Annotated in this window: 21 protein-coding genes and 1 tRNA gene; 7 read left to right on the forward strand and 15 right to left on the reverse strand. The window is 47.4% G+C overall.

Annotation, left to right across the window (positions count from 1 at the left end; genetic code table 11):
- Positions 1–16: 16 nt before the first annotated feature.
- The 3 genes from J0A67_RS23005 to J0A67_RS01055 are packed head-to-tail and all read right to left on the reverse strand — an operon-like array spanning position 17 to position 1,277.
- Positions 17–574, reverse strand: a complete 558-nt coding sequence (locus tag J0A67_RS23005; RefSeq protein WP_241265029.1) for an alpha/beta fold hydrolase — start codon at positions 572–574, stop codon at positions 17–19.
- Positions 571–930, reverse strand: a complete 360-nt coding sequence (locus tag J0A67_RS23010; protein ID WP_241265030.1) for a hypothetical protein — start codon at positions 928–930, stop codon at positions 571–573. The genes J0A67_RS23005 and J0A67_RS23010 overlap by 4 nt, the downstream gene beginning before the upstream one ends.
- A complete protein-coding gene (locus J0A67_RS01055) occupies positions 927–1,277 on the reverse strand; it encodes an MmcQ/YjbR family DNA-binding protein (protein ID WP_206567419.1) in 351 nt (116 codons plus the stop codon). Before J0A67_RS01055 ends, J0A67_RS23010 begins: the two co-directional genes overlap by 4 nt.
- Positions 1,278–2,395: 1,118 nt before the next feature.
- Here J0A67_RS01055 and J0A67_RS01060 point away from each other — a divergent pair.
- Positions 2,396–3,121, forward strand: coding sequence for a class I SAM-dependent methyltransferase (locus J0A67_RS01060; RefSeq protein ID WP_206567420.1), 726 nt, complete (start codon positions 2,396–2,398; stop codon positions 3,119–3,121).
- Positions 3,122–3,250: 129 nt separating this feature from the next.
- On the opposite strand, the gene J0A67_RS01065 is transcribed toward J0A67_RS01060, so the two are convergent.
- From J0A67_RS01065 to J0A67_RS01075, 3 genes are all read right to left on the reverse strand, one after another.
- Positions 3,251–4,318: an alkaline phosphatase gene (locus J0A67_RS01065; RefSeq protein ID WP_206567421.1), complete on the reverse strand. Its 1,068-nt coding sequence runs from the start codon at positions 4,316–4,318 to the stop codon at positions 3,251–3,253.
- 195 nt (positions 4,319–4,513) lie between these two features.
- Entirely contained in the window at positions 4,514–5,002 is a 489-nt protein-coding gene (locus J0A67_RS01070) for a heme-binding domain-containing protein (RefSeq protein ID WP_206567422.1), read from the reverse strand.
- Complete coding sequence (locus tag J0A67_RS01075) at positions 5,002–5,397, reverse strand: heme-binding domain-containing protein (protein WP_206567423.1); 396 nt, start codon at positions 5,395–5,397, stop codon at positions 5,002–5,004. Before J0A67_RS01075 ends, J0A67_RS01070 begins: the two co-directional genes overlap by 1 nt.
- Before the next feature lie 327 nt (positions 5,398–5,724).
- Here J0A67_RS01075 and J0A67_RS01080 point away from each other — a divergent pair, with 327 nt between their 5' ends.
- Together J0A67_RS01080 and J0A67_RS01085 are read left to right on the forward strand one after the other, a co-directional pair.
- Positions 5,725–6,396, forward strand: a complete 672-nt coding sequence (locus J0A67_RS01080; protein WP_206567424.1) for a hypothetical protein — start codon at positions 5,725–5,727, stop codon at positions 6,394–6,396.
- A 36-nt stretch (positions 6,397–6,432) separates the two neighbouring features.
- Positions 6,433–6,708 carry a hypothetical protein gene (locus tag J0A67_RS01085; RefSeq protein WP_206567425.1) on the forward strand — a complete coding sequence of 92 codons (276 nt, stop codon included), beginning with the start codon at positions 6,433–6,435 and terminating at the stop codon, positions 6,706–6,708.
- 80 nt (positions 6,709–6,788) lie between these two features.
- Here the strand turns inward: J0A67_RS01085 and J0A67_RS01090 are convergent, their stop codons facing one another.
- From J0A67_RS01090 to J0A67_RS01105, 4 genes are all read right to left on the reverse strand, one after another.
- Positions 6,789–7,082 (reverse strand): hypothetical protein, encoded by a 294-nt coding sequence (locus tag J0A67_RS01090; RefSeq protein WP_206568647.1) that lies wholly within the window; start codon positions 7,080–7,082, stop codon positions 6,789–6,791.
- Positions 7,083–7,289: 207 nt separating this feature from the next.
- On the reverse strand, positions 7,290–8,603 hold the full coding sequence (locus J0A67_RS01095; RefSeq protein ID WP_206567426.1) for a M23 family metallopeptidase: 1,314 nt from the start codon (positions 8,601–8,603) through the stop codon (positions 7,290–7,292).
- Positions 8,604–8,642: 39 nt separating this feature from the next.
- Positions 8,643–9,347, reverse strand: coding sequence for a DUF421 domain-containing protein (locus tag J0A67_RS23205; protein WP_206567427.1), 705 nt, complete (start codon positions 9,345–9,347; stop codon positions 8,643–8,645).
- Between the two features lie 182 nt (positions 9,348–9,529).
- The gene (locus tag J0A67_RS01105; RefSeq protein ID WP_206567428.1) at positions 9,530–9,907 is read right to left on the reverse strand and encodes a hypothetical protein; all 378 of its coding nucleotides are present in this window, start codon (positions 9,905–9,907) and stop codon (positions 9,530–9,532) included.
- Positions 9,908–10,367: 460 nt separating this feature from the next.
- On the opposite strand from J0A67_RS01105, the gene mscL reads away from it, so the two are divergent.
- The 4 genes from mscL (at position 10,368) to J0A67_RS01125 (ending at position 15,200) form a co-directional block, all read left to right on the forward strand.
- Positions 10,368–10,838 (forward strand): large conductance mechanosensitive channel protein MscL, encoded by a 471-nt coding sequence (gene mscL, locus J0A67_RS01110; protein ID WP_206567429.1) that lies wholly within the window; start codon positions 10,368–10,370, stop codon positions 10,836–10,838.
- A 45-nt stretch (positions 10,839–10,883) separates the two neighbouring features.
- Positions 10,884–12,086, forward strand: coding sequence for an NAD(P)/FAD-dependent oxidoreductase (locus J0A67_RS01115; protein WP_206567430.1), 1,203 nt, complete (start codon positions 10,884–10,886; stop codon positions 12,084–12,086).
- A gap of 157 nt (positions 12,087–12,243) precedes the next feature.
- Positions 12,244–14,646 carry an ABC transporter permease gene (locus J0A67_RS01120; RefSeq protein WP_206567431.1) on the forward strand — a complete coding sequence of 801 codons (2,403 nt, stop codon included), beginning with the start codon at positions 12,244–12,246 and terminating at the stop codon, positions 14,644–14,646.
- A 116-nt stretch (positions 14,647–14,762) separates the two neighbouring features.
- Positions 14,763–15,200 (forward strand): SRPBCC domain-containing protein, encoded by a 438-nt coding sequence (locus J0A67_RS01125; RefSeq protein ID WP_206567432.1) that lies wholly within the window; start codon positions 14,763–14,765, stop codon positions 15,198–15,200.
- Between the two features lie 72 nt (positions 15,201–15,272).
- On the opposite strand, the gene J0A67_RS01130 is transcribed toward J0A67_RS01125, so the two are convergent.
- The 5 genes from J0A67_RS01130 to mltG all read right to left on the reverse strand — a co-directional run bounded on the left by J0A67_RS01130 (position 15,273) and on the right by mltG (position 19,834).
- Positions 15,273–15,357: transfer RNA gene (locus tag J0A67_RS01130), tRNA-Ser, on the reverse strand.
- Between the two features lie 138 nt (positions 15,358–15,495).
- Positions 15,496–17,325 (reverse strand): DUF885 domain-containing protein, encoded by a 1,830-nt coding sequence (locus tag J0A67_RS01135; protein ID WP_206567433.1) that lies wholly within the window; start codon positions 17,323–17,325, stop codon positions 15,496–15,498.
- Positions 17,326–17,397: 72 nt separating this feature from the next.
- Complete coding sequence (locus J0A67_RS01140; RefSeq protein ID WP_206567434.1) at positions 17,398–18,369, reverse strand: YihY/virulence factor BrkB family protein; 972 nt, start codon at positions 18,367–18,369, stop codon at positions 17,398–17,400.
- A gap of 12 nt (positions 18,370–18,381) precedes the next feature.
- The gene (locus J0A67_RS01145; RefSeq protein WP_206567435.1) at positions 18,382–18,789 is read right to left on the reverse strand and encodes an acyl-CoA thioesterase; all 408 of its coding nucleotides are present in this window, start codon (positions 18,787–18,789) and stop codon (positions 18,382–18,384) included.
- A 1-nt stretch (position 18,790) separates the two neighbouring features.
- On the reverse strand, positions 18,791–19,834 hold the full coding sequence (mltG, locus tag J0A67_RS01150) for an endolytic transglycosylase MltG (protein WP_206567436.1): 1,044 nt from the start codon (positions 19,832–19,834) through the stop codon (positions 18,791–18,793).
- Positions 19,835–19,950: the final 116 nt, after the last annotated feature.

Consider the following 19,950-nt stretch of genomic DNA (forward strand, 5'->3'; position numbering starts at 1 on the left):
TTTACCATTGATTTGCTCATTTCCAGTTTTCCAACAAAGCGATATTGTCTTTGAGGAAATACAAGGCTTTGTTCATCGTTTCCACGCCATGTCCAGCTCGTAGTATTTGGAATGCCCTTAAATTGGGAAGAAGCTTGCGGCCATTTTCAAGTGATTTTTCAGCTGGAAATAGGAGGTCTTTCTCTCCCAAAATTAGATAAACACCGGATTGAACTAAGGTCAATTCCTGATTCATGAAATAGGGCTTTTGGGTTTTGTCATCGTAACGGGTTAGGGCAAAAAGTTCATAGTCCACCAACAGATTCCAGGCATTGGGGGAGATAAGATGTTCCGGATCTTTGAAAATCGCCTTTTTTAAGAACTTCTCGACATTTTTCCGCTTTGGGATAAGGATTGGCAGCAGATTATAGTAAAGATTGCTTAGCGCTAAGGAAAATGGCTGAAAACATCCCGGGTTAAAAAGAAAGACAGCTTTTACCCTTTCTGGGTTGGTAATGCAAAGCTTCATGTTAACCAAGCCGCCAAAAGATGCTCCTGCAATATAGCTCGATTGAAGGTCCAGTTTCTCCATCATTGGGCAGCCCAGTGTCCATAATCTAGGGAGTGGACGTCGGGGGTATCACCATCGCTGAGGTTTGGGAGACCGTTTGTTTCGACCAGGTAGATTCGGAATCGATCTAGGAGCAAATCGAGGTTGCGATCAAAGTCCCAAATCAAGGAAGTAGTCCGGGCACCGGGGAAAATCACAAGCGGTTCCAAGGTCTTGTCCGAGGTCTGAAGTCCATACACCATCGTAGTTCCAATTGTGGTTTTTACCTCGATTTTTTCATAGATCCGCCCATTGGTCTGCTCCAATTGACCGACCCAATTTTTGAACCAAGCTCGATCGCTTTCGGGCGATTTGAAGGAGGAGGAAAACTTGATTTTCATGTTTCGGACGAGTTGGGGGAGGAGGGTGGTAGTTTGAGTTTTTCCGGAGCCACTTGGTTGTACGCTGCGCAAATTATATCCTGAATTACGCCTTGGTCTAAAGCCTCAATTTTGGCCAAAGTCCAGCCCTGTTTTCCCCATTTATTTGGGACCGGAAATACCAAGGAAGAATCGAAAAGCGAGAAGAGATCTTGGTCCTTTTCGGACAGTTTGAAACAGGCAAACCGGGTGTCGAAATCATAGGTTACGAAGATCTTTTTTCTCACACGAAAAGACGTCTTCTCGAAGTGAGGTTCCTCGCTTGTCTCGGGTAAGGAAAGGGAAAAAGTTCGAAGGATATCCAGCATGAGATAAGGGAAAAATGACTCCTAAAACTACACAAAAATCGGCAGGAGGCCTAAAGCTAAATCCCAGAGGAAAAAGCAGGCTTACGTAATGAAAAATTCAAATCTTCTACGTAGCAATTCCATCACGAAAATCAGCATTTGCAAGATAGAGAGCTAGACTCATGATTTTTAGCCTTGTCTAAAAATAGGCTTACACTCTACTTGCCTAGAAAGTGTCATCCCTTGTTGAAGTAGCATGAAGAAGGGAAGGTAATGTAGCATGGAGATGCCTTACCAGCATATTCCAAATATTATTCTGAGTCTTGAAAATCAGAATATATATAAAAGTAAAGGTTGATTTTAAATTTTATAATATCATTGTAAATCAATTAAATATAATTGATTTATTTTCAGGTTTAAGAGGTTTTTTTTAAGGGCTTTTTTATCCAATCTCAGCTAAGGCGACCAAATACTTGTTCGGCAACTCACGTTTGTCTTTTACTCGTCTGACTGGTTTTGTGTACGATTGATTTCAGTTATGACAGCGATTCTCCATGGGATCGCCTAGGAATACTTTAAGACGATTGGCGATGGAGATCCCTTTAGTCAGGAATAGGGAAATATGGATGATTTCAGAAAACTACGTAGTGTATGATCCAAATTTTCGCCCTGCTTGATTAAGTCGCAAGGCGGGTTCAAATTCAGTTTTTCGGGAGGTGTTTTTTCCGAGGAGCTAGGTCCAGTTTGACTCCAGATTTTCCCAAGTCATAGGTTTCTTCTATGGTCTTTTTTCGAGTTTGATAGGTACCCTGACTTGCCAGAAACCCTCCAATCAAATCCGGAAAATTGAGGCGTTAAATCGATCTTTTTTTTCACCTACCTGATCTGGTTTTTTCCGACTTGAGCACGCCAAAAATTGGTTTGGAATTCGAGTATTTTCCCGCTTGAATTTTCTTGCTAAAGATGGATTTTCCCTGGCTTTTTTTAACGGAATTTTTCTCGGCTTTGCACTTGGTCTAAGCTTAGGTTTTTTGTGGGCCGGGGTGGCGTTTCGGATTTCTTTGTCGAACTTGTTTGAGAGAACGAAAGACTTTTTTGATAAAATGTCGTACTGAATTGTCCCACCAAATACCAATATTATGAATCCAACGAAGTTGCTTTTTTCATGCGTTTTGGGGCTTTGTTTAGCAGCTTCTTGCGCGGCGCAAAATTCCGATAAAGATGCCGAGGGATATTCGCTCAAGACACCCAGTTCGGGCGGAATAGGAAAGGTCTACATGGGGCGGGAGATCGCTGGAATAATGGACTTCCAAGGCAGGGCATGGCTGGAGCGCAGCAGCCGTGAGAACGAGGAAAACACCGGTTTGGCAATTCAAAATTTGCCCATCTCCGCCACTAGCGTAGTAGCCGACATTGGGGCAGGCTCTGGTTTCTATACTTTCCGCATTGCGCCGAAGGTACCGGAGGGGAAGGTCTATGCCGTGGAGATTCAGGATGATGCTATCGCATTCCTGAACGCCCGCAGCAAGGAGCTTGGATTCACCAACGTCGAAACCGTCAGAGGAGCCGTAAAGAGCCCCAATTTGCCCTCCAACGCCATCGACCTGGTGATCATGGTGGATGTGTACCACGAGCTGGAATACCCCGTCGAAATGCTTTCTGCGATCAAACAGTCACTGAAGCCAGATGGAAAGCTGCTCTTAATCGAATATCGGGGTGAGGATCCAGCCGTTGCTATCCGGCCACTCCATAAAATGACGGTGGATCAGCTGACAAAAGAATTGAGCGCTAATGGCTTCAAGCTGGCACAAAATGGACAGTTTATGCGGATTCAACACTTTTTGGTTTTTGAAAAAGAGGATTGACCAAAAGTCAGTTTCAGTTCCTTGGAGTCCGTCAGGGATTTTTTCGTAAAAAGAAAGGCGAGTTCATCTGTCTCGCCTCCCCAAAAGTAGTTTTAAACGCGGGTCAAAATCTGGTTTTTATTGAGCTTATCAGAATCGGTAAGCCTTGAGCATTTTGTGGAAGATCTCGTTGTTTTCATAGATTCCTGCAAAGGCTTCGGATCCCGGGCCAAAGGCGAAGACTGGGATCATTACGCCGGTATGGCTTCCGGTCGTAAATTTACCTTCAACCATCCCTGTCTCGGTGCTTCCCTTGTTGATGGTGAAGCCTCCGGTTTCGTGATCTGCGGTGATGATCACCAGGGTGTTTCCATCGTTTTTGGCAAATTCCAAGACTTTCCCAATGGCATTGTCAAAGTCGATCATCTCTTCCACGATGTATTGGGTGTTGTTGGCATGTCCTCCCCAATCTATTTGCGAGCCTTCGATCATCAAAAACATCCCCTTTTTGTTTGTCTTTAATAGATTCAATGCCACTTCTGTGGATTTTACCAGCTCATCTCCACGTCCTTCGGAAAATCTCGCCTGCTGCTCATCGGCTAGGAAAGCTGCCAGTTTACCGCTTTTCACCGCCTGAACTTCTTCGATGGAATTGGCGATCTGGTAGCTTCTGTTTTCTAGGGAATCGATCAAATTGGCGCCATCAGCACGGCTAGAGAAGAACTTTCTGCCACCGCCGATAAAGACATCGATGTCCGTACTGAGAAAGTCAAGCGCGATATTTTCGTCCAAGGACCGAGAAGATTGATGAGAGATAAAGCTTGCCGGTGTGGCGTGGGTGATGGAGCAAGTCGCCACCATACCTGTTGCGAGGCCGTTTTCTTCAGCGATTTCAAGGATTGTCGGAACGGGATTGCCCTCGGCATCCACGCCAATCGCACCATTATAGGTCTTAACTCCGCATGAGAAAGCAGTAGCACCGGCTGCGGAATCAGTGACAAAGGCATTGCTCGCTTGGTTTTTGTGGAAACCGACCACTGGGAATTGTTCCAGATTGAGGTGGCCATGGTTGCCGGTGAGGCCAGCGTAGATTTGGGCAACGCCCATTCCGTCGCCCACCATTAGGATGATGTTTTTTGGGGATTTGGATCTTTTCTGGGCAAAGGTGCTGCCGATGCTGAGCAATAGAGCAAAAACTAAAAGGACTCGGGTTTTCATGAAGTTTTGAGAATGGTTTTGTTGAATACTGGTCATAGGATGGATTTGGACTAGCACTAGGCGGGACAAATCGATCTTGTTTGTCTATAAGGCGGTAAACCTTATGCTCGAATGCCAATCATGGTGATCGAAGATAGACGAAAAAAGGGAAGCAGCGCTGACTGCTTCCCTTAAGGTATTGTTATCAATTTTAATTTATTCGATTTCTACAGGCTCATCCTCTTCTTCCTCCGCGATTACGTCCATAGTAGCCTCAGCCCATTCCACGATTGTCTTGCGCTGGGTTTCGTCAAGCTTTGCGGAAGGATGCATGAGTGTGTAAATGCCCAAAGGCATCTTACCCTCATCGACCTCCAAATAGATGTCGTCCAATTTTCCGAGTTGGTCCATCATATCATAGTCTTGCCAAAGGGAGAAATTTAGTTCCTCTCTTGCCTCTCTTACGTCCTTTGCGACAAGCCATGATGCCGGAGCAACGTTGGAATACCAAGGATATTTCGATTCGTTGCTATGGCAGTCATAGCAGGCATTTTTTAGGAGTACCGCCACGTCTTCTCCTACGACGCCGCTTTGGATCAGGTCGCCGGGATTGTTGGACTCGACTGCTGGCAATTCATTCGGGACCAGCTGTATGGCGAGCAGCAAAATAGCTGTTCCGCCCAAAACCCATTGCCAACGCGTCATTAGTTCCCGCCTTTCTTCTTGCTTGCACTCCAGTCCAGCAGCGTGGCAAGTTCGGCTTCGGACAGTTTGCCCTCAGGCTTCATTTCCAGGAATTTTGCGGGAGGCATGTCGCCTTTTTCCAATACTTCGGCGATTTTGCCCTTGGTCGCCATCTGTTTGGATTTTTTGGCTGCTTCAAAAGCATCCCAGTCGAGCTTGGCTTTGCCTTTTTCGTTTTTTGACTCGGCATTGTGGCAGCCATAGCATTTTTGGTCGACTATCGCTTTGATGTTGGCGGGCATGTCAGGAGCCAAAGCGGGGTGGACGGGATAGTTTTCGACTTCGGGCTTGGTTGTTCCCTGAAAGAACAATAGGCCGACAACAGCGGCCACCGGGAGTAGGGACAATTTTTTCATGGTTCGTTAGTAGGGGTTAAAACAGGAATTTCAAAAAGATTTTGCTTACCAGCAACCCGTTTGCATAAAAAACTGTAATCATTTCGGAAAACATTTGATTATATCGGAAAAAGTGCGATGTTAAGCATCTCTTGTCTGATCCCTTACTTTGGATCGCATGGGCGCGTTCTCTACATTTTGAGTAGTTTTTGTCGGGCGGTGGTTGGAGATATTCGCTTTTTGGCTTCGTTAGCCACTATTTTTCTTTGGTGAAGTTTTTGGAAAGTGTCACACATTGGAATCGTCTTACCGCAGAGGTTTGTGTCATTGTTAATCGAAATTTTTGTCATGATGAATCAAAAAGAGTTCAATTCAGAAAAATTCCTTGCACAGGGAGTTGGGTCCAAGCCCGTAATCCTTTGGTTGAGTTCCCAAAACGGGAAAACAGAAGTCTTCAGCACTGTCGTTACTCTCAAAAGCAAGGGGGTTAAGTCATTGTGCTTGGGCATAGACTGTGGTGAGTTTTGCTCCGATAATGGAGTAGAGTGGTACGACTGGTTGGTCCCCGAATTGGGAAAACATTTTGACCTCAAGCCCTGCTTCGATAATTTTTCCAGGAGTTCTGGCAAGATGTCGAGCCATCAATGTGGACTTGGCGAGATCGTCGAGCATTTTATTTTCAAGCATGGCAAGTATTTCTCTGTAATAGAGCTATGGAGGAATCCGTCCAGCAAGGTTAAACCAGAGTCGACTGAAAACATCTTTTCAGAGGATGTGGTTTTTGCGGCCACTTGGGCAAAATACTGGGGGAAAAATGTCGTGCTGAGGACGTCGAAGAATATAGATTCAAATTGGTTGGCTCAAATAACGGCTTCACAGGTGTTTGGCAGCGTGGAGTGGGAAGATCAGCCTGAAAACCTCGGCGGGCAGATTTATAAGAAAGACGAATTGCGTAATACCCTTTCGCTGATGGCAGCTTACTACCCAAGCCACAACGGGCCGGCAGAAACAACCGTTTAGGCAATTGTAATGACCGTAAACTTTATCCTAAAAGCTATGGAAACGCTCATCATAAGAAAAGCAGGTGAAAAAAATCCCAAAACCCACAAAACTGGGAATCCTGACCGATTCAATGTGATCAAGGGGGCAGGCAAACTCACCGATCTCGCGGAGGGCATCACCTCCCTGATTGCGGGCACCTACGTATTGTCGCTTGCGGTAACTAGCCGCAATATGGCGCTTAGAACTGCCTTGGGGGTCGCGGGAGGTTACCTTATCCTCAGGAGTGGAAGCAAGCTTCGATCGGGGAGCTTTTCGACAAGCTCCCTTTAATTCATTGGAGACTTTGCATCCGACACAAGCCTTGAGCAAAACGTCTTTTGGCGACAAGAGAAGTGACTCTAACTATGGAGTCACCTTTCTTCCTCGTCATCCGGGTTGCTATATAGATTGTTTTCCTCATCTTCGGAACCGATTGCTTCCTGATCGTCGTCGAGTTCACTTCCGGGAACGTCCAATTCCTCTCCCGCAAAGTCAACTTTTCTGCGTCTCCTAAGCAATTCCTCGTCATCACCACCGTCCTCTCTCAGGTTATCATCTTTGGGTCCGAGGGCCTGAAGGTCCTCTTTTGTCACTTTCGCTTCACGCGCCAGTTCTTTGTTCGATTTTTTCTGATTGGGGTCGGTTGTTGATATTTTGGCTTTCATTATTTTATAACATTTGATGTTCCATGCCTTACCTCAACAGCAATGCCTTTTTGACTCAATAGATCCATTGTTTGCTCCGAGTTTAGCGCTCCAGCATTTAAGAGGCTATTTTTTGCCATATGAATTTAGGCGGGTGTAGATTATCGGAAAAACGAGCCTATATCCTTTGGGTAACCGAGGCCCCAAGCTGGGTAAGACCGCCCGCTATCATTTTCTGTCAGAAGAGTTACGGGGTAGATAGAGGATGTTTTCATCCTGATCTTGAATTATGTCATAGTCGGCTGAAGTTCCCAGTCTTACGAAATCGTCCAATTGTACAGTCAAAGAGTCTTGAATAGATGGATATAGACTTGTCAGCGCTGTGGCGGAGATTGATGGCATGCTCGTAGAATCCGCTTCCCTTAGCAAGTCAATGGAAAGAAATCCCGCCAGACCGTCCGGCGTACGGATTTGATACCACCCGTCAGTGGCAGCCAGGACAAAAACCGCTTGGTTTTTGGACAGTTTTGCTCGTATTTCAGATCCCGTGGAAGGTGCGCTTCGTAGGTTGCCGCTGCTGACATCCAAGAGCATAACCTGCGAAAAGTCCCGATGTGTAAGTAAAGGCGCCGGGTCAAACTGGTCCGTAATGGCAGGCAAGGGATCGATGGCTCCGCGGTGGTATATAGCAAAGTGTAGATGTGGAGCGGTCGTTCGAGCGTTGCCAGTGTTGCCGACGAAGCCCAATGTGTCCCCTGCGGTGACCCGCTGTTGCCCTCTTACCATTTGACTGTCCAAGTGGGCGAAGTAGAGATGCCAGTTGCGTTCATTATCCCTTACCCAGACCTGTTTACCACCCAAACCCTGGTCTCGTACAGTGGTGACGACACCCTTGACAGGCGCGAGCACCGGAGTACCTCGACTTGCAAAAATATCGACGCCTTCATGTGATCTTCGACCGCCGTCGCGCGAATCTCCCCAGAAGCTTTGGACGGACTTACTGTCCTTTCCTTGTACAGGGAATACCGCGTAAGTGGGAACTCCTTGGATTCTCACCAAGAAATTGCCTTCACCCAGCAGTTCGGGCTGTATCCTCAGCAGATAGTTGCCGGATCGATCAGCTTCAAATGTGAGCGAGTCATTTCTGGCGGTAAAGGAATCGACCTCCTTCCACTCAGGACCAGCTAAGAAGTCTACGATCAGACTGCTGCTGTCCCGGGCCTTCCAGTGAACCGTGATATTGACCGTGGCCCCTTGCGCCAGATTTATCCGCCAAGCTCTCGCCTCTAGAGATTTTGCTTTAAAACTACCTTGTATCGCTAAGGGAAGCTCAACGATCGGCGCTTCCGCAATGGCTGCAGATCCACTTTCCTGCCAGGTTCTTCCCACTTTGGTTTCGATGAGTCCCGCGCTTTCCAAAGTATTCATGTACTGGACTCTTACCGAGTTCGATTTGAAAATCCGAACAGATTGTTGGTTGCAGGAATGGCAGACTATAGCCACCACACCGAAGATCAATAGGATAAGGGGGAATCGTTTCATAAGCGTGTCCTTACGGCTAAAATGAGACAAGGGAACTTGCTATGAAATTCTTGTCGTCTTTATTGCCTTTACCCATTCTTGGCCTGCACATACCGTGCAAACCTCGATCCGGTGAAGTTTTGCGGTGTTTCCGCAGAGCTTGCAGGCATAGACCGACCCATTAAAATCGTTCACAGAATGGTCATAGAGTTCCGGCAAAATGGGCAAGCCAGCATCTGTTTGCTGATCGGCAAAATAATAGATGCTTAGGTCACCGGAGGTCTCCAAGTAGGCTGTTTTTATTTGGCCCAAGTGGGAAACACTATGTTGTCTTAGCTGTGAAAAGAGTTCGTCATAAGCCAGACTTTCTTTTTTTAGAACGTGCTGGAGTATCCTTCCCTCCTCAATTAGCTTGATTGCTTTGCCTTCTACAAATTTTTCAATGCTTTCAAATTTTCCCGAGAGATAAGTCAGGCATTTGTAGAGCATGATGACAACGCACAATACCGCAATCGCAGGCAGAAGGCCGACCTCCTGATAGAACATGGGATCGCCGGCAGCGGAACCAAGGGATATGAGGATGGCTAGTTCGAAAATTGAGAGTTGTTTGATTCCTCTCTTGCCGGACATGCGGAGAATAACCAAGGTGACCATAAACATGATCGCAGATCTTGCCAGCACTTCAAGCAAAAAAGAATAGGGGATTTGTTCGCCAATCAGGAGACGCTTCGACTCAAAAAGTTTAAAAGTTTCTTCCGTTTCCACCTCTAAAAATATCGGTTAAATGATGGCGCCTCCTCTCGGCTATGGTTCATGCTATTTTCCCCGGTGGGAAATCTACTTTGGGTTTACTGTCCAGGGCATAGCCTCTTGCGAGCTACTATTTGGAATTTACCACAACGTTCCATTGCCGGTCAACGGAGGCATCATCATTTTCGTTTCCTTTGTCAATTGTATGAGCTCACCTTACCCTTTTCGTCGAATATCAACTTTTTGGTTTGGTCGTTTGCTGTCGCAAAAGTCACCTCGTAGTAGATTTGGTTGCCCTCGGCGAAGGACCTAGAGCTGACGATTTCCTCTGCTGAGACTGTCGAATCTTTCTCGATAGAGGCGAGTACTTCTTCCGGCAATGGGATGGAATCCATGAGATCCATCGTGCCGTCGAGTAGAGTGCCGTCCCTTTTGACTGTAACGGTGTCGTTTTCATGCAGCTCACCGCTCATTTCATTTTGGGCTTCGACGCTTTCGGACGTACCGTTTTTTTCACTGCACCCGGTAAGGAGCAGAGCCGTCATGAAAGGATAGATTATAACTTTCGTGTCCATGGTGCGGTTGGTTTTGAGTTGAAATGCATCTTATTAAATACAATATCCTGCCAATCCGAAAGCATACGACTTAAGAGGTTCGCTTGAGATATCGCCGTTCTTTTGCCCGTCTCTCACCATGTAGCAATAGCGACAAGGTTAGCGGGATTTTCCGCCATAATGGAGCATTTCGTCAAGTATCTTGGCATTTGGAACTTATACAAGCCGCGAGGCAGCCCTCCCAAACCCATTTTGGAAAATCCCCTGGACAATCCACAAACTGGAAAATAATTTCCCCAGGATGTGGAACTCAACATCCCGATCTGATCCAAAGACAATACCGCCTAATCAGAGCGCTGCGTGCCAGCCATTAAGATTATTAAATTTCGCGTTGGATTAAATCTATGGGCGGAATTTTGGGTATGTCCTTTGAATAAGGTTCGGTGAAAACGATGTACCACTATTAAGGGATAGCCCGCATATGCCTAATTACAGATTGCTAAACGAGTTCAGAGAGTTTGCCGTCAAAGGCAACATGATCGATATAGCCATAGGCGTGATTATTGGCGCCGCTTTCAACAAGGTGGTCGATGTATTGGTGAAGGAGATTTTTTTGCCTCCGCTGTCTTTTCTTACTGACGGGATCAATCTTGAAAACAAACGTATAATCCTTCGCCACGCTGCCACTGAGAAAGGGATCACCAAGCCGGAGGAGATTGCGATAGGCTATGGAAAGCTCATAGAGGCTGGGGTGGATTTTCTGATCATCGGCTTCACGGTTTTCTTGATTGTCAAGCTGATGAACACCATCAGAAAAAGAGCTGAGGATCCAAATGATTCGAGAGTCACAACCCCGAAAGACATTGAACTGCTAAGCAGAATGACCGCACTGATGGAAAAACAAGTGAAGCTGCTTGAGGGGCAAAAGAGCGAAGGCGGAACGTCTTCCTAGAAATATCCCCAGTTTTTTCGGACGATAGTTTTGAAAAACAGATCTATGCGATTAAGAACTTTTGAATCATTTTGGCTGGTAAAGAACGGGCTTTTGTACAGCTATCCCTCATTGCGGACATCCGCCGAAACCGAAATCCTGGTCGTTGGCGGAGGCATTACCGGAGCATTGATCAGCCATGCCCTGGTAGAGGCCGGGTACCAAGTGACACTCATAGACAAGCGCGATGTAGCAATGGGAAGCAGTGCGGCGACTACAAGCATGCTTCAGTATGAGATAGACGTGCCGCTGTACCGACTGTGCGGGATGATAGGGGAAGAGCCTGCCGTTCGATGCTATCGGGAGGGAATAGCGGCGATCCATTCTTTGGAGAAAATGGTGGTGGAAAAAGGCATTGATTGTGGTTTTCTGTCAAAACAAAGTCTTTTTATAGCCAAGACCAATAAGGATGCGGAATGGCTCAAGCAGGAATATGAGATGCGTGCCAAGCATCAACTTGGCGTGAAGTGGCTCAGCAGTGGGCGGGTGTTGGAAAAGTACGGGCTGATCTGCAATGGCGCGATCTGGTCGGAGACAGCTGCAAGCGTCGATGCATATAAGCTGGCTCACGAGCTTATCCATGCCAGTGTGCAGCGGAGAATGCGAGTATACGACCATACGGAGATGGCAAGTCTGGATACTTCCGGCCCAAGGCCTAGGGTCACATTGGGAAGTGGTGAGTTCATAGAAGCAGACAAGGTGGTTTGCTGCACCGGTTTCGAAAGCACGAAGCTAGTAAAGGAAAAGGTAGCCGACCTTTTCCATACCTATGTGAGCATCAGTGAGCGGGGTATCCGCCTCCCCGAAGGGTTGCATGATACATTGGTTTGGAATACGGAGGAGCCGTATCTCTACATGCGTACGACAGACGACGGTCGTCTGCTGGTCGGCGGGGAGGATTCCAGCTTTCGAATTCCTTTTTTTCAGCAACAAATCAAAGAATTCAAAGCCGACAAGCTCGTTGAGAAGCTGAAAGGGATCCTTCCCGATGTCGATTTTATAGAGGATTTCACTTGGGGAGGGACCTTTGGAGGGACCAAAGATGGACTCCCCTATATTGGTGAGAGCCCAGAGTATGAAAATACATTTTTTGTGCTGGGGTTTGGCGGGAATGGGATCACCTTTTCGGTCCAGGGAATGGAAATGGTCCTGGACTGGCTTGCCGGGAGAAAGCATCGACTTGCTGACTACTATCGATTCGGGCGCTAGGCTTCGTTCGCAGTCGGACAACTCTGTCCGATTACAAAGGGCTGGCTCTGAAGAGAATCGAATTTTCCGGCCTTAGATCGGGTTTTTTTATTCGGTATAGAATTGGAGCCAAGTAGGCAGTTTTTAGTTCCGACCTGTCAACAAAAAGCCCAATCCCATGCTCAAGAATTATTTTACGTCCCTTTGGAGGCATATTTCCAAAAACAAGGTCTTTACCTTTATCAATGTGGCAGGTCTTGCCATCGGAATGTTGGCCTGTATCCTGATCGCACAGTTTGTGCTCCATGAGCTGAGCTATGACAGTTTTCTGGAAAAAAACGAACGGATTTTTCGCATTCAGCTGGATCGGTACGACAAGGGAGTGCTTTCCACCCAATGGGCTGCCGGTGCTGCCGGAATCGGTCCCGACCTAAAATCCAATTTTTCCGAGGTAAAGACCTTCGCCCGGCTGACCAAGCGAGGTGCGACGCTTTCCAATGGGGACACTTTTTTTAGGGAAGAGGACTTGTATTTCGCTTCGGAGGATTTTTTTGAGGTGTTTTCCATCCGGCTGATTCATGGGGTGGATTCGCTGGTACTCAAGGAGCCATTTAAGATCGTGCTGTCTGAATCCATGGCAAAAAAATACTTTGGCCAGGAAAATCCCATAGGAAAAACCCTAAAAGCCAATGGTCAGACAGAGTACGAGATCTCGGGAGTTTTCGAAGACCTACCGGTCAATACACACATGAAGATAGATGCGCTGGGTTCTTTCATCAGCCTCGAAAAACTCTGGAACGATCCCATCACTTCTTGGAACTGGGATGGCTTCATGACCTACATCCTGCTGGAGGACGAGGTCGATGCCGAGGCATTTGAAGCGAAGTTGCCCGATTTTGTGGAGACCAAGATGGGAGAGGAAATGAAAAAATACAACGCTGGTATGACTTTTCACCTACAGCCGGTGAAAGACATCCATCTGGACTCGGACTATATCATGGAGTTCAAGGCAAACGGAAACCGCCAGTCCGTTTACTTTTTATCGGTAGTTGCGATCCTCATCCTAGTCATTGCCTGGATTAACTATGTCAATCTTTCCACAGCCAAGTCAGTAGAGCGGGCTAGGGAGGTAGGCATCAGGAAAGTCATGGGAGGATACCAGTCCCAGCTGGTACAGCAGTTTCTGACCGAATCGCTTTTTCTCAACTTGGTAGCCGTGTCGCTCGCTGCCGGATTTGCGATCCTGCTGACTCCATGGTTTAGCGAATTGACCGGACGGGAACTTGGATACCAGCTGTTTTTGCAGCCTGTTTTCTGGCTGGTTTTGTTGGTGTTAATCGTTTCCGGTGCTGTGATGTCCGGGATTTATCCTGCCTTCGTTCTTTCTTCCTTTCGTCCTGTGGAGGTGTTGAAAGGAAAATTTAAGAATACCGACCAAGGACTTTTACTTCGAAAAGGCATGGTGATCGCCCAGTTTATCGCCTCGATCACACTGATGGTAGGGACTTTCACGGTTTTCCTTCAGCTGCGCTATATGCAAAACCAGGATCTAGGCGTGGACATTGAGCAGACAGTTGTCCTGCAGTCACCCAGCGTGACTGATTCTACCTACAAGCAAAAATACCAGGTATTTAAACAGCGTATTTCCGACTATACGGAGGTGCTTTCGGTGACGGCTTCGACGGCCGTTCCCGGAGCCCAGCCTGATTGGAACGCGGGTGGGATTCGCAGACTCAGCCAAGGTGAGGACGAGCAAAACCAATACCGGGTGATCATGACCGACGGTTCTTTCGACGAAAGCTTCGGCCTGGAGATGGTCACAGGCAGGGACTTTTCCGATGAGGTGACCAATGAGTGGCAAAACGTCCTGCTCAACGAGTCTGCCACACGACTGATGGGCTTTTCGAGCCCGGAGGAGGCGATCAACGATCGCATTTTCTTTTGGGGCGATACCTTCAAAATTGTGGGAGTGATGAAAGACTACCATCAGGAATCCCTCAAAAAATCCTATGACGCCTTGATCTTCCGGTACAACGATGCGCCTAACGGATTTTATTCCGTGAAAGTGCAGACTTCGCAAATCCGGGATCTGATGGCGACGCTGGAGGAAGACTGGAAAGAAATTTTCCCCGGTAATCCCTTTGAATATTTCTTCCTCGACGAGCATTACAACCAACAGTACCAAGCCGACCAACAATTTGGCGCCATATTCGGTATCTTTTCCGCCTTGGCGATCTTCATTGCCGCGCTGGGTTTGTTCGGTCTGTCTTCGCTTACTGCCATTCAGCGGACGAAAGAGATTGGAATACGAAAGGTACTTGGCGCTTCTCTTTTTGGACTGCTTCGCTTGATCAGCAAGGAGTTTATCGTCTTGGTGGCCATCGCGATTCTCCTGTCCATACCATTGTCTGTCTGGATCATGGATACCTGGCTGGAGGATTTTGCTTCAAGGATCTCCCTGAGTTGGTGGATTTTTGCTGTGCCAAGTTTTCTCGTGATTGTCATTACTATCGTGACTGTCAGCGTACATACGATCAAAGTAGCCTTGATCAATCCAGTCACCTCCCTGAGTTACGAGTAGGTTTTTAGGCTATTGAAATAGTCTTGAGGACCAGCAAGAGGACTATGGAGGCTTGGTTTTTGTAACTTGACATGTAGAAAACCAGAAAAATAAACCTTCAAAAAACCAAAATTGCAATGAGACTGATCGCCAAAGCTACCATCCAGATTCAAAAACCTGCTTCGGAAGTTTTCGAGGGAATCGTCGACCACAAGAAAATGACCCACTATTTTATCTCCGAAAGCACGGGCAGAATGGAAGCTGGAAGGGAACTGTTTTGGAAGTTTCCCGAATTTCCGGATGAGTACCCTGTCTGGAACATTCAAACGGAAACGGATCGATTGGTGGAATTCGCCTGGGACAAAGAGACGGAAGTGAGGATCGCGCTGGAGCCTCAAGCGGATGGGAGCACGGTGGTCAAGGTCACCGAGGGCGACAAGGGGCTCAGCGAGCAAAACCTCCAATGGCTGACCAGCAATACCGAGGGCTGGGCTAATTTTTTGGCGTGTATGAAGGCCTACTTGGAATATGGTATTGAGCTTCGCAAGGGGGCTTTTGATTTTATGAGGAAATGAGAGTTTTTGAAAACAAAAAAGCCCCAAATCGCTAAAATTTGGGGCTTTTCGAAACATTTGATTATCTAAAAGCAGAGGAGGAGGGATTCGAACCCCCGGTACCTCACGGTACAACGGTTTTCAAGACCGCCGCGATCGACCACTCTGCCACTCCTCTGTGTTGTGATCTCTCTTTCGAGTGTGCAAAAGTAAGCGGATTCTGAATTTTTGCAAAACCCTTGTCCGCTTTTTCTTTTAACTCTCTGATTTATTATCGCTTAATTTTCTTCTGTCCGGCGGTCTTTCACTAAGCCCACTATTGACCACTTTCTTTCACCTCAGCGATCCACCGCTTCACTTCCTTTTCAAGAATGTCCAAAGGCAGCGCCCCGCTCCCCAATACAGTATCGTGGAAGCTTTTCAGATCAAACTGATCGCCAAGTTCAGTCTCCGCCAGCTTGCGGAGTTCTTGGATCTTCAGCATTCCTATTTTGTAGCCAGTAGCTTGACCAGGTATCACCATATAGCGACGGACCTCAGCCTGGATTGCTCCCGGGGCAATGGAAGAGTTTTCTGAGAAATATTTAATCGCGTCAGCTTCGGTCCAGCCCTTTGAGTGGAGTCCGGTATCCACCACCAGTCGGATGGCGCGCCAAATTTCATTTACAAGCCGACCGAAATCGTAGTAGGGATTTTTGTATCCACCCATTTCTTTGGCCAAAATCTCAGAATAGAGCGCCCAACCTTCTATATAGGCGTTGAATCCGATTTGTGTCCTAAACTTTGGTACCGTCTCCAATTCCTGGGCAATCGATATCTGCATGTGGTGACCTGGATTTCCTTCATGATAGGCTACCCCCTCCATGGTGGATTTGGGCATGGCGCTCATATCGGACAGATGTACATAATAAGTGCCTGGGCGAGATCCGTCAGGGGTGCCTTGGCTATAGTGCTGCGGTGCGCCGGGTTGCTCGCGAAAAGCCTCAACTCGCTTCACCACCAGATCAGCCTTGGGCAAAATGCCAAAGTAGTCCGGAAGCTTCTTCTTGATTGTATCCAGAAAGGCCGTTGACTCATCTAAATAAGCCTGTCTTCCATCGTCGGTATTCGGAAAGAAGAACTGGGGATCTGAATTGACAAATTTGAAAAAAGCCTTCAGATCTCCCTCGAATCCAACCTTGTCCTTGATCCCGAGCATCTCTTGTTGGATTCTGGCAACTTCATTGAGGCCAATCTCATGGATTTCCTCTGCGCTCAAACCGGTGGTGGTTGAGGCTTTTAATCGATGAGCATAGAGTGCAGCTCCCCGTTCATGGCGGCTAACTCCGGTTGGCTTTTCTTCCAAGTTAGGTAACTCTGCTTCCAGCCAGGCGATGAGTTCCTGGTAGGAGGGTTTAAAGCTATTGACTAGGGCCTCCTTCGCCTTTGTTCTGAATTCCTCTGCTTCGGCATTGGTGATCTTCCCTTCTTTTTCCAGTTTATCAATCTTGGCCTGTGCGTCGGTCCAAAGAGGTGCATCGGCTGGTCCATCGGAAAATGGCCTTCCTGAAATCAGCGCATTGGACTGCTGAATGACATATTCATAGGCAAATTTTGGCGGACGGACTCCTCCTTCGGTTTGTAGCTTGGCTCGCTCGAGCAATTGGTCGATCGCTCTTCCTACCTCCGTATATCTGGATATCAGGGCGTTCATGTCTGCAGCGCTGTCGACTTTGTGGTAGTTGATGAGCATGTTGGGGAGCTGGGTATGTATGCCTCCCATCTGGTTAAAGACGTAGTTCATTCGGCGAAACTCGACGTCTCCCTTTTCCATCTCGTACTGGTATTCCCACAGCTCATAGGATACTTTAGCCTCCGGACTGAGTTTGTCATAGGCAAATTTTTCCTTCAGCTCAGCGACACTGGACTCCATCCAGGCGAGTCTCTGATCCTCCGCGGCTTCACTCATGTCATCGATCTCGCCATAGCGGTCTTTTCTGCCTTGGGTGGTCATCTGAAGGGGGCTCATTTGGAGAAACTCTTCGTATTTGGCGTCAAACCACCCGTTTATCTCGGAATCAGGGATGATGGTGGATTCGGGTTCGCTACATGCAAAAAAGCCAAAAAGGCCCAGAAGAAGGAGGAGTCGAGGTAGGGAGCTGTACATAGTCTGAGATTTAGTGATAGCTCTGGCTAAAATAGAGAAAAATCCATCTCTTTCTCTTCCCAATAGATTCCGTCAGACCTTTGCCGGATTGCCCAGCATTTTTCTTCTTCTTTCGCGCTCTTTTTGTTTTTCCTCTGCCAGATCCAAGCTCACGTTCACTTCAAAGCATACCAGAATGATCAGTGAGGTGATCCAAAGCCAGAGCATCAATGCCAATACGGTGCCGATCGAGCCGTACAGTTTATTGTAGCTGGCGAAATTCTCCAGATAGTAAATGAATCCGTAAAAAGCTAGCGTGATCAGTAATCCGGCCAAGTGCGCTCCGGTGGAGAAAAAATGCCACTTGTCGTGGACGGCAGGAGCGAAGCGAAAGATGAAAGCGGAGGTGATATAGAAGACAAAAAGGAGAATCAAAAACTTCAAGGTGTTAAACAAAAAGATCATGAAGTTGCTGTTAAAGAGGTGCATCTCGTCCAGCGCGTTGATCAGGATGCTGCCGATGATCATGACCGAGCTGGCGGCGATGATGGTAAGTACCAGCGCAAAAACGATAAACAGTGCGACAGCCCTTGACATGAGAAATCCACGATTTTCTTTCGTCTTGTACACCGAGTTAAACGAAGTCATCATCGACATCACCCCCTGCGTAGACGCAAAGAGCGCAAAGAAGAAACCGAAAGACAGCAAGCTTTGCCTTGGCTTGGACACGATGTCCATGAGGGTGGTTTCGATATTTTGGTAGAGATCCGCCGGGATGATGTTTTGTACAAAATCCAGGATGTTGTCCGTGGTGACCACGGGAAAGAAATCCTGGAGGTAGGGGATGAGATTCAGAAGAAAGAGGAGGAGCGGGAAGAGCGCAATCGTGTAGCTAAACGCCATGGAGCCCGCCCTTTCGCTGATGTCGTCCTTCTTGAGCTGTTGGATAAAGATCCGGATGACATCGTAGAGATTTTTGTCGGGGTGACCGAAATAGATTTTTTTCAAATGCCTTGCCTTCAATTGCAAGCGTAGCCTCCATTTGAAAATTTGCTTTTGGATCACTGTGTCATTGGTTTACCCGAAAAAGGGTTTCAATAAATCTAACAAATTCTTGGGAGGGCGGGTAGGCAGGTGGCTTTCTTTTTTGAGAAAGGCGAGCGTGGTCCAGCCCTCGGTGATCAGGTCTCCCGCCTCGTTTGACACTTCGTATTCGAAACGGATCCTGACACCGGGAAGCTCGGGAATGGTGGTTTTGATGGTCAAAAGCTCATCGTATTTCCCAGGCTTGAGGTATCGGAAATGGCTTTCCAGTACTGGCATCATCACGCCGTTTTCTTCCATTTCCCGGTAGGAAAAGCCGGCAGAACGCATCGCTTCTACCCGAGCCACCTCAAAATACATCGCGTAATTGCCGTAGTACACGTATCCCATTTGGTCTGTTTCGGCATAGCGAACGCGAATCTGGGTTTCAGCCTGAAACATGTCAGAAGATGTTGGCGGCGTTGAGTGCGCGCTGATAACGTCTCGCATTGGCCATATGCTCACTGTAGGTGGTCGCAAAGGCGTGGTATCCCGAAAAGTCCTCCTTGGCGCAAAAATAGAGGTAGTCATGCTTCTCCGTATTAAGGACAGCATTGAGCGAATTGATGTCCGGGAGATTGATCGGGCCAGGAGGCAGCCCGGCGTACTTATAGGTATTGTAGGGACTCTCGATTTCCTTGTGGACGTTTAGGATTCTTTTCAGGGTGAAGTCGCCGGTGGCATAGACCAGCGTCGGGTCAGCCTGTAGAGGCATGCCGATTTTCATGCGGTTAAAGTAGACCCCAGCTATTTTGGGCCTTTCGTCAGATTTTTGGCTCTCAGCCTGGACTATGGAGGCAAGTGTACTGACTTCTTTTTGTGTCAGTCCGAGCGATTGGGCCTTTTGCTTTTTCTCCTCTGTCCAAAAGGCCTGGTATTCTTTGTACATTCGGTCAAAAAGCGCCTCAGGGCTGGTATTCCACCAAAACTCGTACGTGTTGGGGATAAACATGCTCATGACGGTTTCTTCCTCGAAATCAAACTTTCGAATATAGACTGAATCTTGGATCAGGTCGAGAAACTGCTCCTGCGTGACTTCCAAGTTGGCGGTGATTTTTTCGGCGAGATCCTCTTTGGTTCTCACGTTGTTGAAAGTCACCTTGACCGGAACTTGCCTGCCTGCGCGAAGCATCCTGACCAATTCGAGGTTGTTCATCTTGGGTTCGACCAGATAAAGTCCCGGTTTGACAGCTTCCTGATACCCAAGGACTTTCGATACAAAACTAAAGCTCAGCGCGTCGTTGATGACCTTTTCTTTATAGAGTTGATCCGAAACCTGTTTGTAAACTGCGTTGCTTGGGATTTTGAGCATGTAAGGCTGATCGGACTCCACCAGTGTATTAGGGCTGAAAAAGATCTGGTAGAAATAGAAGGTCAGCGAGATCAACAGCACGGAGGAGGCGATCAGGGCGACCAGAAGGAATTTTTTACGCTTTTCGCTTTGCATAGAAGGCAAAAATAAGAAAGGTTGGGGAAATGGTTTTCCGAAATCTGATACGGAAGCGAACTTCTTCGAAAATAGGTGATAGTTAGGGATTCGATTTGAAGCCTAAAAAACGATTG

Origin of the sequence: Algoriphagus aestuariicola, assembly GCF_017254835.1 — a bacterium.
Lineage (GTDB): Bacteria > Bacteroidota > Bacteroidia > Cytophagales > Cyclobacteriaceae > Algoriphagus > Algoriphagus aestuariicola.

Bases quoted from the DNA above. Each gene is read 5' to 3' on its own strand.
- J0A67_RS01065 (WP_206567421.1), bottom strand. From the start codon at position 4,318: ATGAAAACCCGAGTCCTTTTAGTTTTTGCTCTATTGCTCAGCATCGGC.
- J0A67_RS01090 (WP_206568647.1), bottom strand. From the start codon at position 7,082: ATGAAAGCCAAAATATCAACAACCGACCCCAATCAGAAAAAATCGAAC.
- mscL (WP_206567429.1), top strand. From the start codon at position 10,368: ATGCCTAATTACAGATTGCTAAACGAGTTCAGAGAGTTTGCCGTCAAA.
- J0A67_RS01075 (WP_206567423.1), bottom strand. From the start codon at position 5,397: ATGAAAAAATTGTCCCTACTCCCGGTGGCCGCTGTTGTCGGCCTATTG.
- J0A67_RS01070 (WP_206567422.1), bottom strand. From the start codon at position 5,002: ATGACGCGTTGGCAATGGGTTTTGGGCGGAACAGCTATTTTGCTGCTC.
- J0A67_RS01125 (WP_206567432.1), top strand. From the start codon at position 14,763: ATGAGACTGATCGCCAAAGCTACCATCCAGATTCAAAAACCTGCTTCG.
- J0A67_RS01115 (WP_206567430.1), top strand. From the start codon at position 10,884: ATGCGATTAAGAACTTTTGAATCATTTTGGCTGGTAAAGAACGGGCTT.
- J0A67_RS01145 (WP_206567435.1), bottom strand. From the start codon at position 18,789: ATGTTTCAGGCTGAAACCCAGATTCGCGTTCGCTATGCCGAAACAGAC.
- J0A67_RS01085 (WP_206567425.1), top strand. From the start codon at position 6,433: ATGGAAACGCTCATCATAAGAAAAGCAGGTGAAAAAAATCCCAAAACC.
- J0A67_RS01060 (WP_206567420.1), top strand. From the start codon at position 2,396: ATGAATCCAACGAAGTTGCTTTTTTCATGCGTTTTGGGGCTTTGTTTA.
- J0A67_RS01135 (WP_206567433.1), bottom strand. From the start codon at position 17,325: ATGTACAGCTCCCTACCTCGACTCCTCCTTCTTCTGGGCCTTTTTGGC.
- J0A67_RS23010 (WP_241265030.1), bottom strand. From the start codon at position 930: ATGAAAATCAAGTTTTCCTCCTCCTTCAAATCGCCCGAAAGCGATCGA.
- J0A67_RS01105 (WP_206567428.1), bottom strand. From the start codon at position 9,907: ATGGACACGAAAGTTATAATCTATCCTTTCATGACGGCTCTGCTCCTT.
- J0A67_RS01055 (WP_206567419.1), bottom strand. From the start codon at position 1,277: ATGCTGGATATCCTTCGAACTTTTTCCCTTTCCTTACCCGAGACAAGC.
- J0A67_RS01095 (WP_206567426.1), bottom strand. From the start codon at position 8,603: ATGAAACGATTCCCCCTTATCCTATTGATCTTCGGTGTGGTGGCTATA.
- J0A67_RS01120 (WP_206567431.1), top strand. From the start codon at position 12,244: ATGCTCAAGAATTATTTTACGTCCCTTTGGAGGCATATTTCCAAAAAC.
- J0A67_RS23005 (WP_241265029.1), bottom strand. From the start codon at position 574: ATGATGGAGAAACTGGACCTTCAATCGAGCTATATTGCAGGAGCATCT.
- J0A67_RS01080 (WP_206567424.1), top strand. From the start codon at position 5,725: ATGATGAATCAAAAAGAGTTCAATTCAGAAAAATTCCTTGCACAGGGA.
- mltG (WP_206567436.1), bottom strand. From the start codon at position 19,834: ATGCAAAGCGAAAAGCGTAAAAAATTCCTTCTGGTCGCCCTGATCGCC.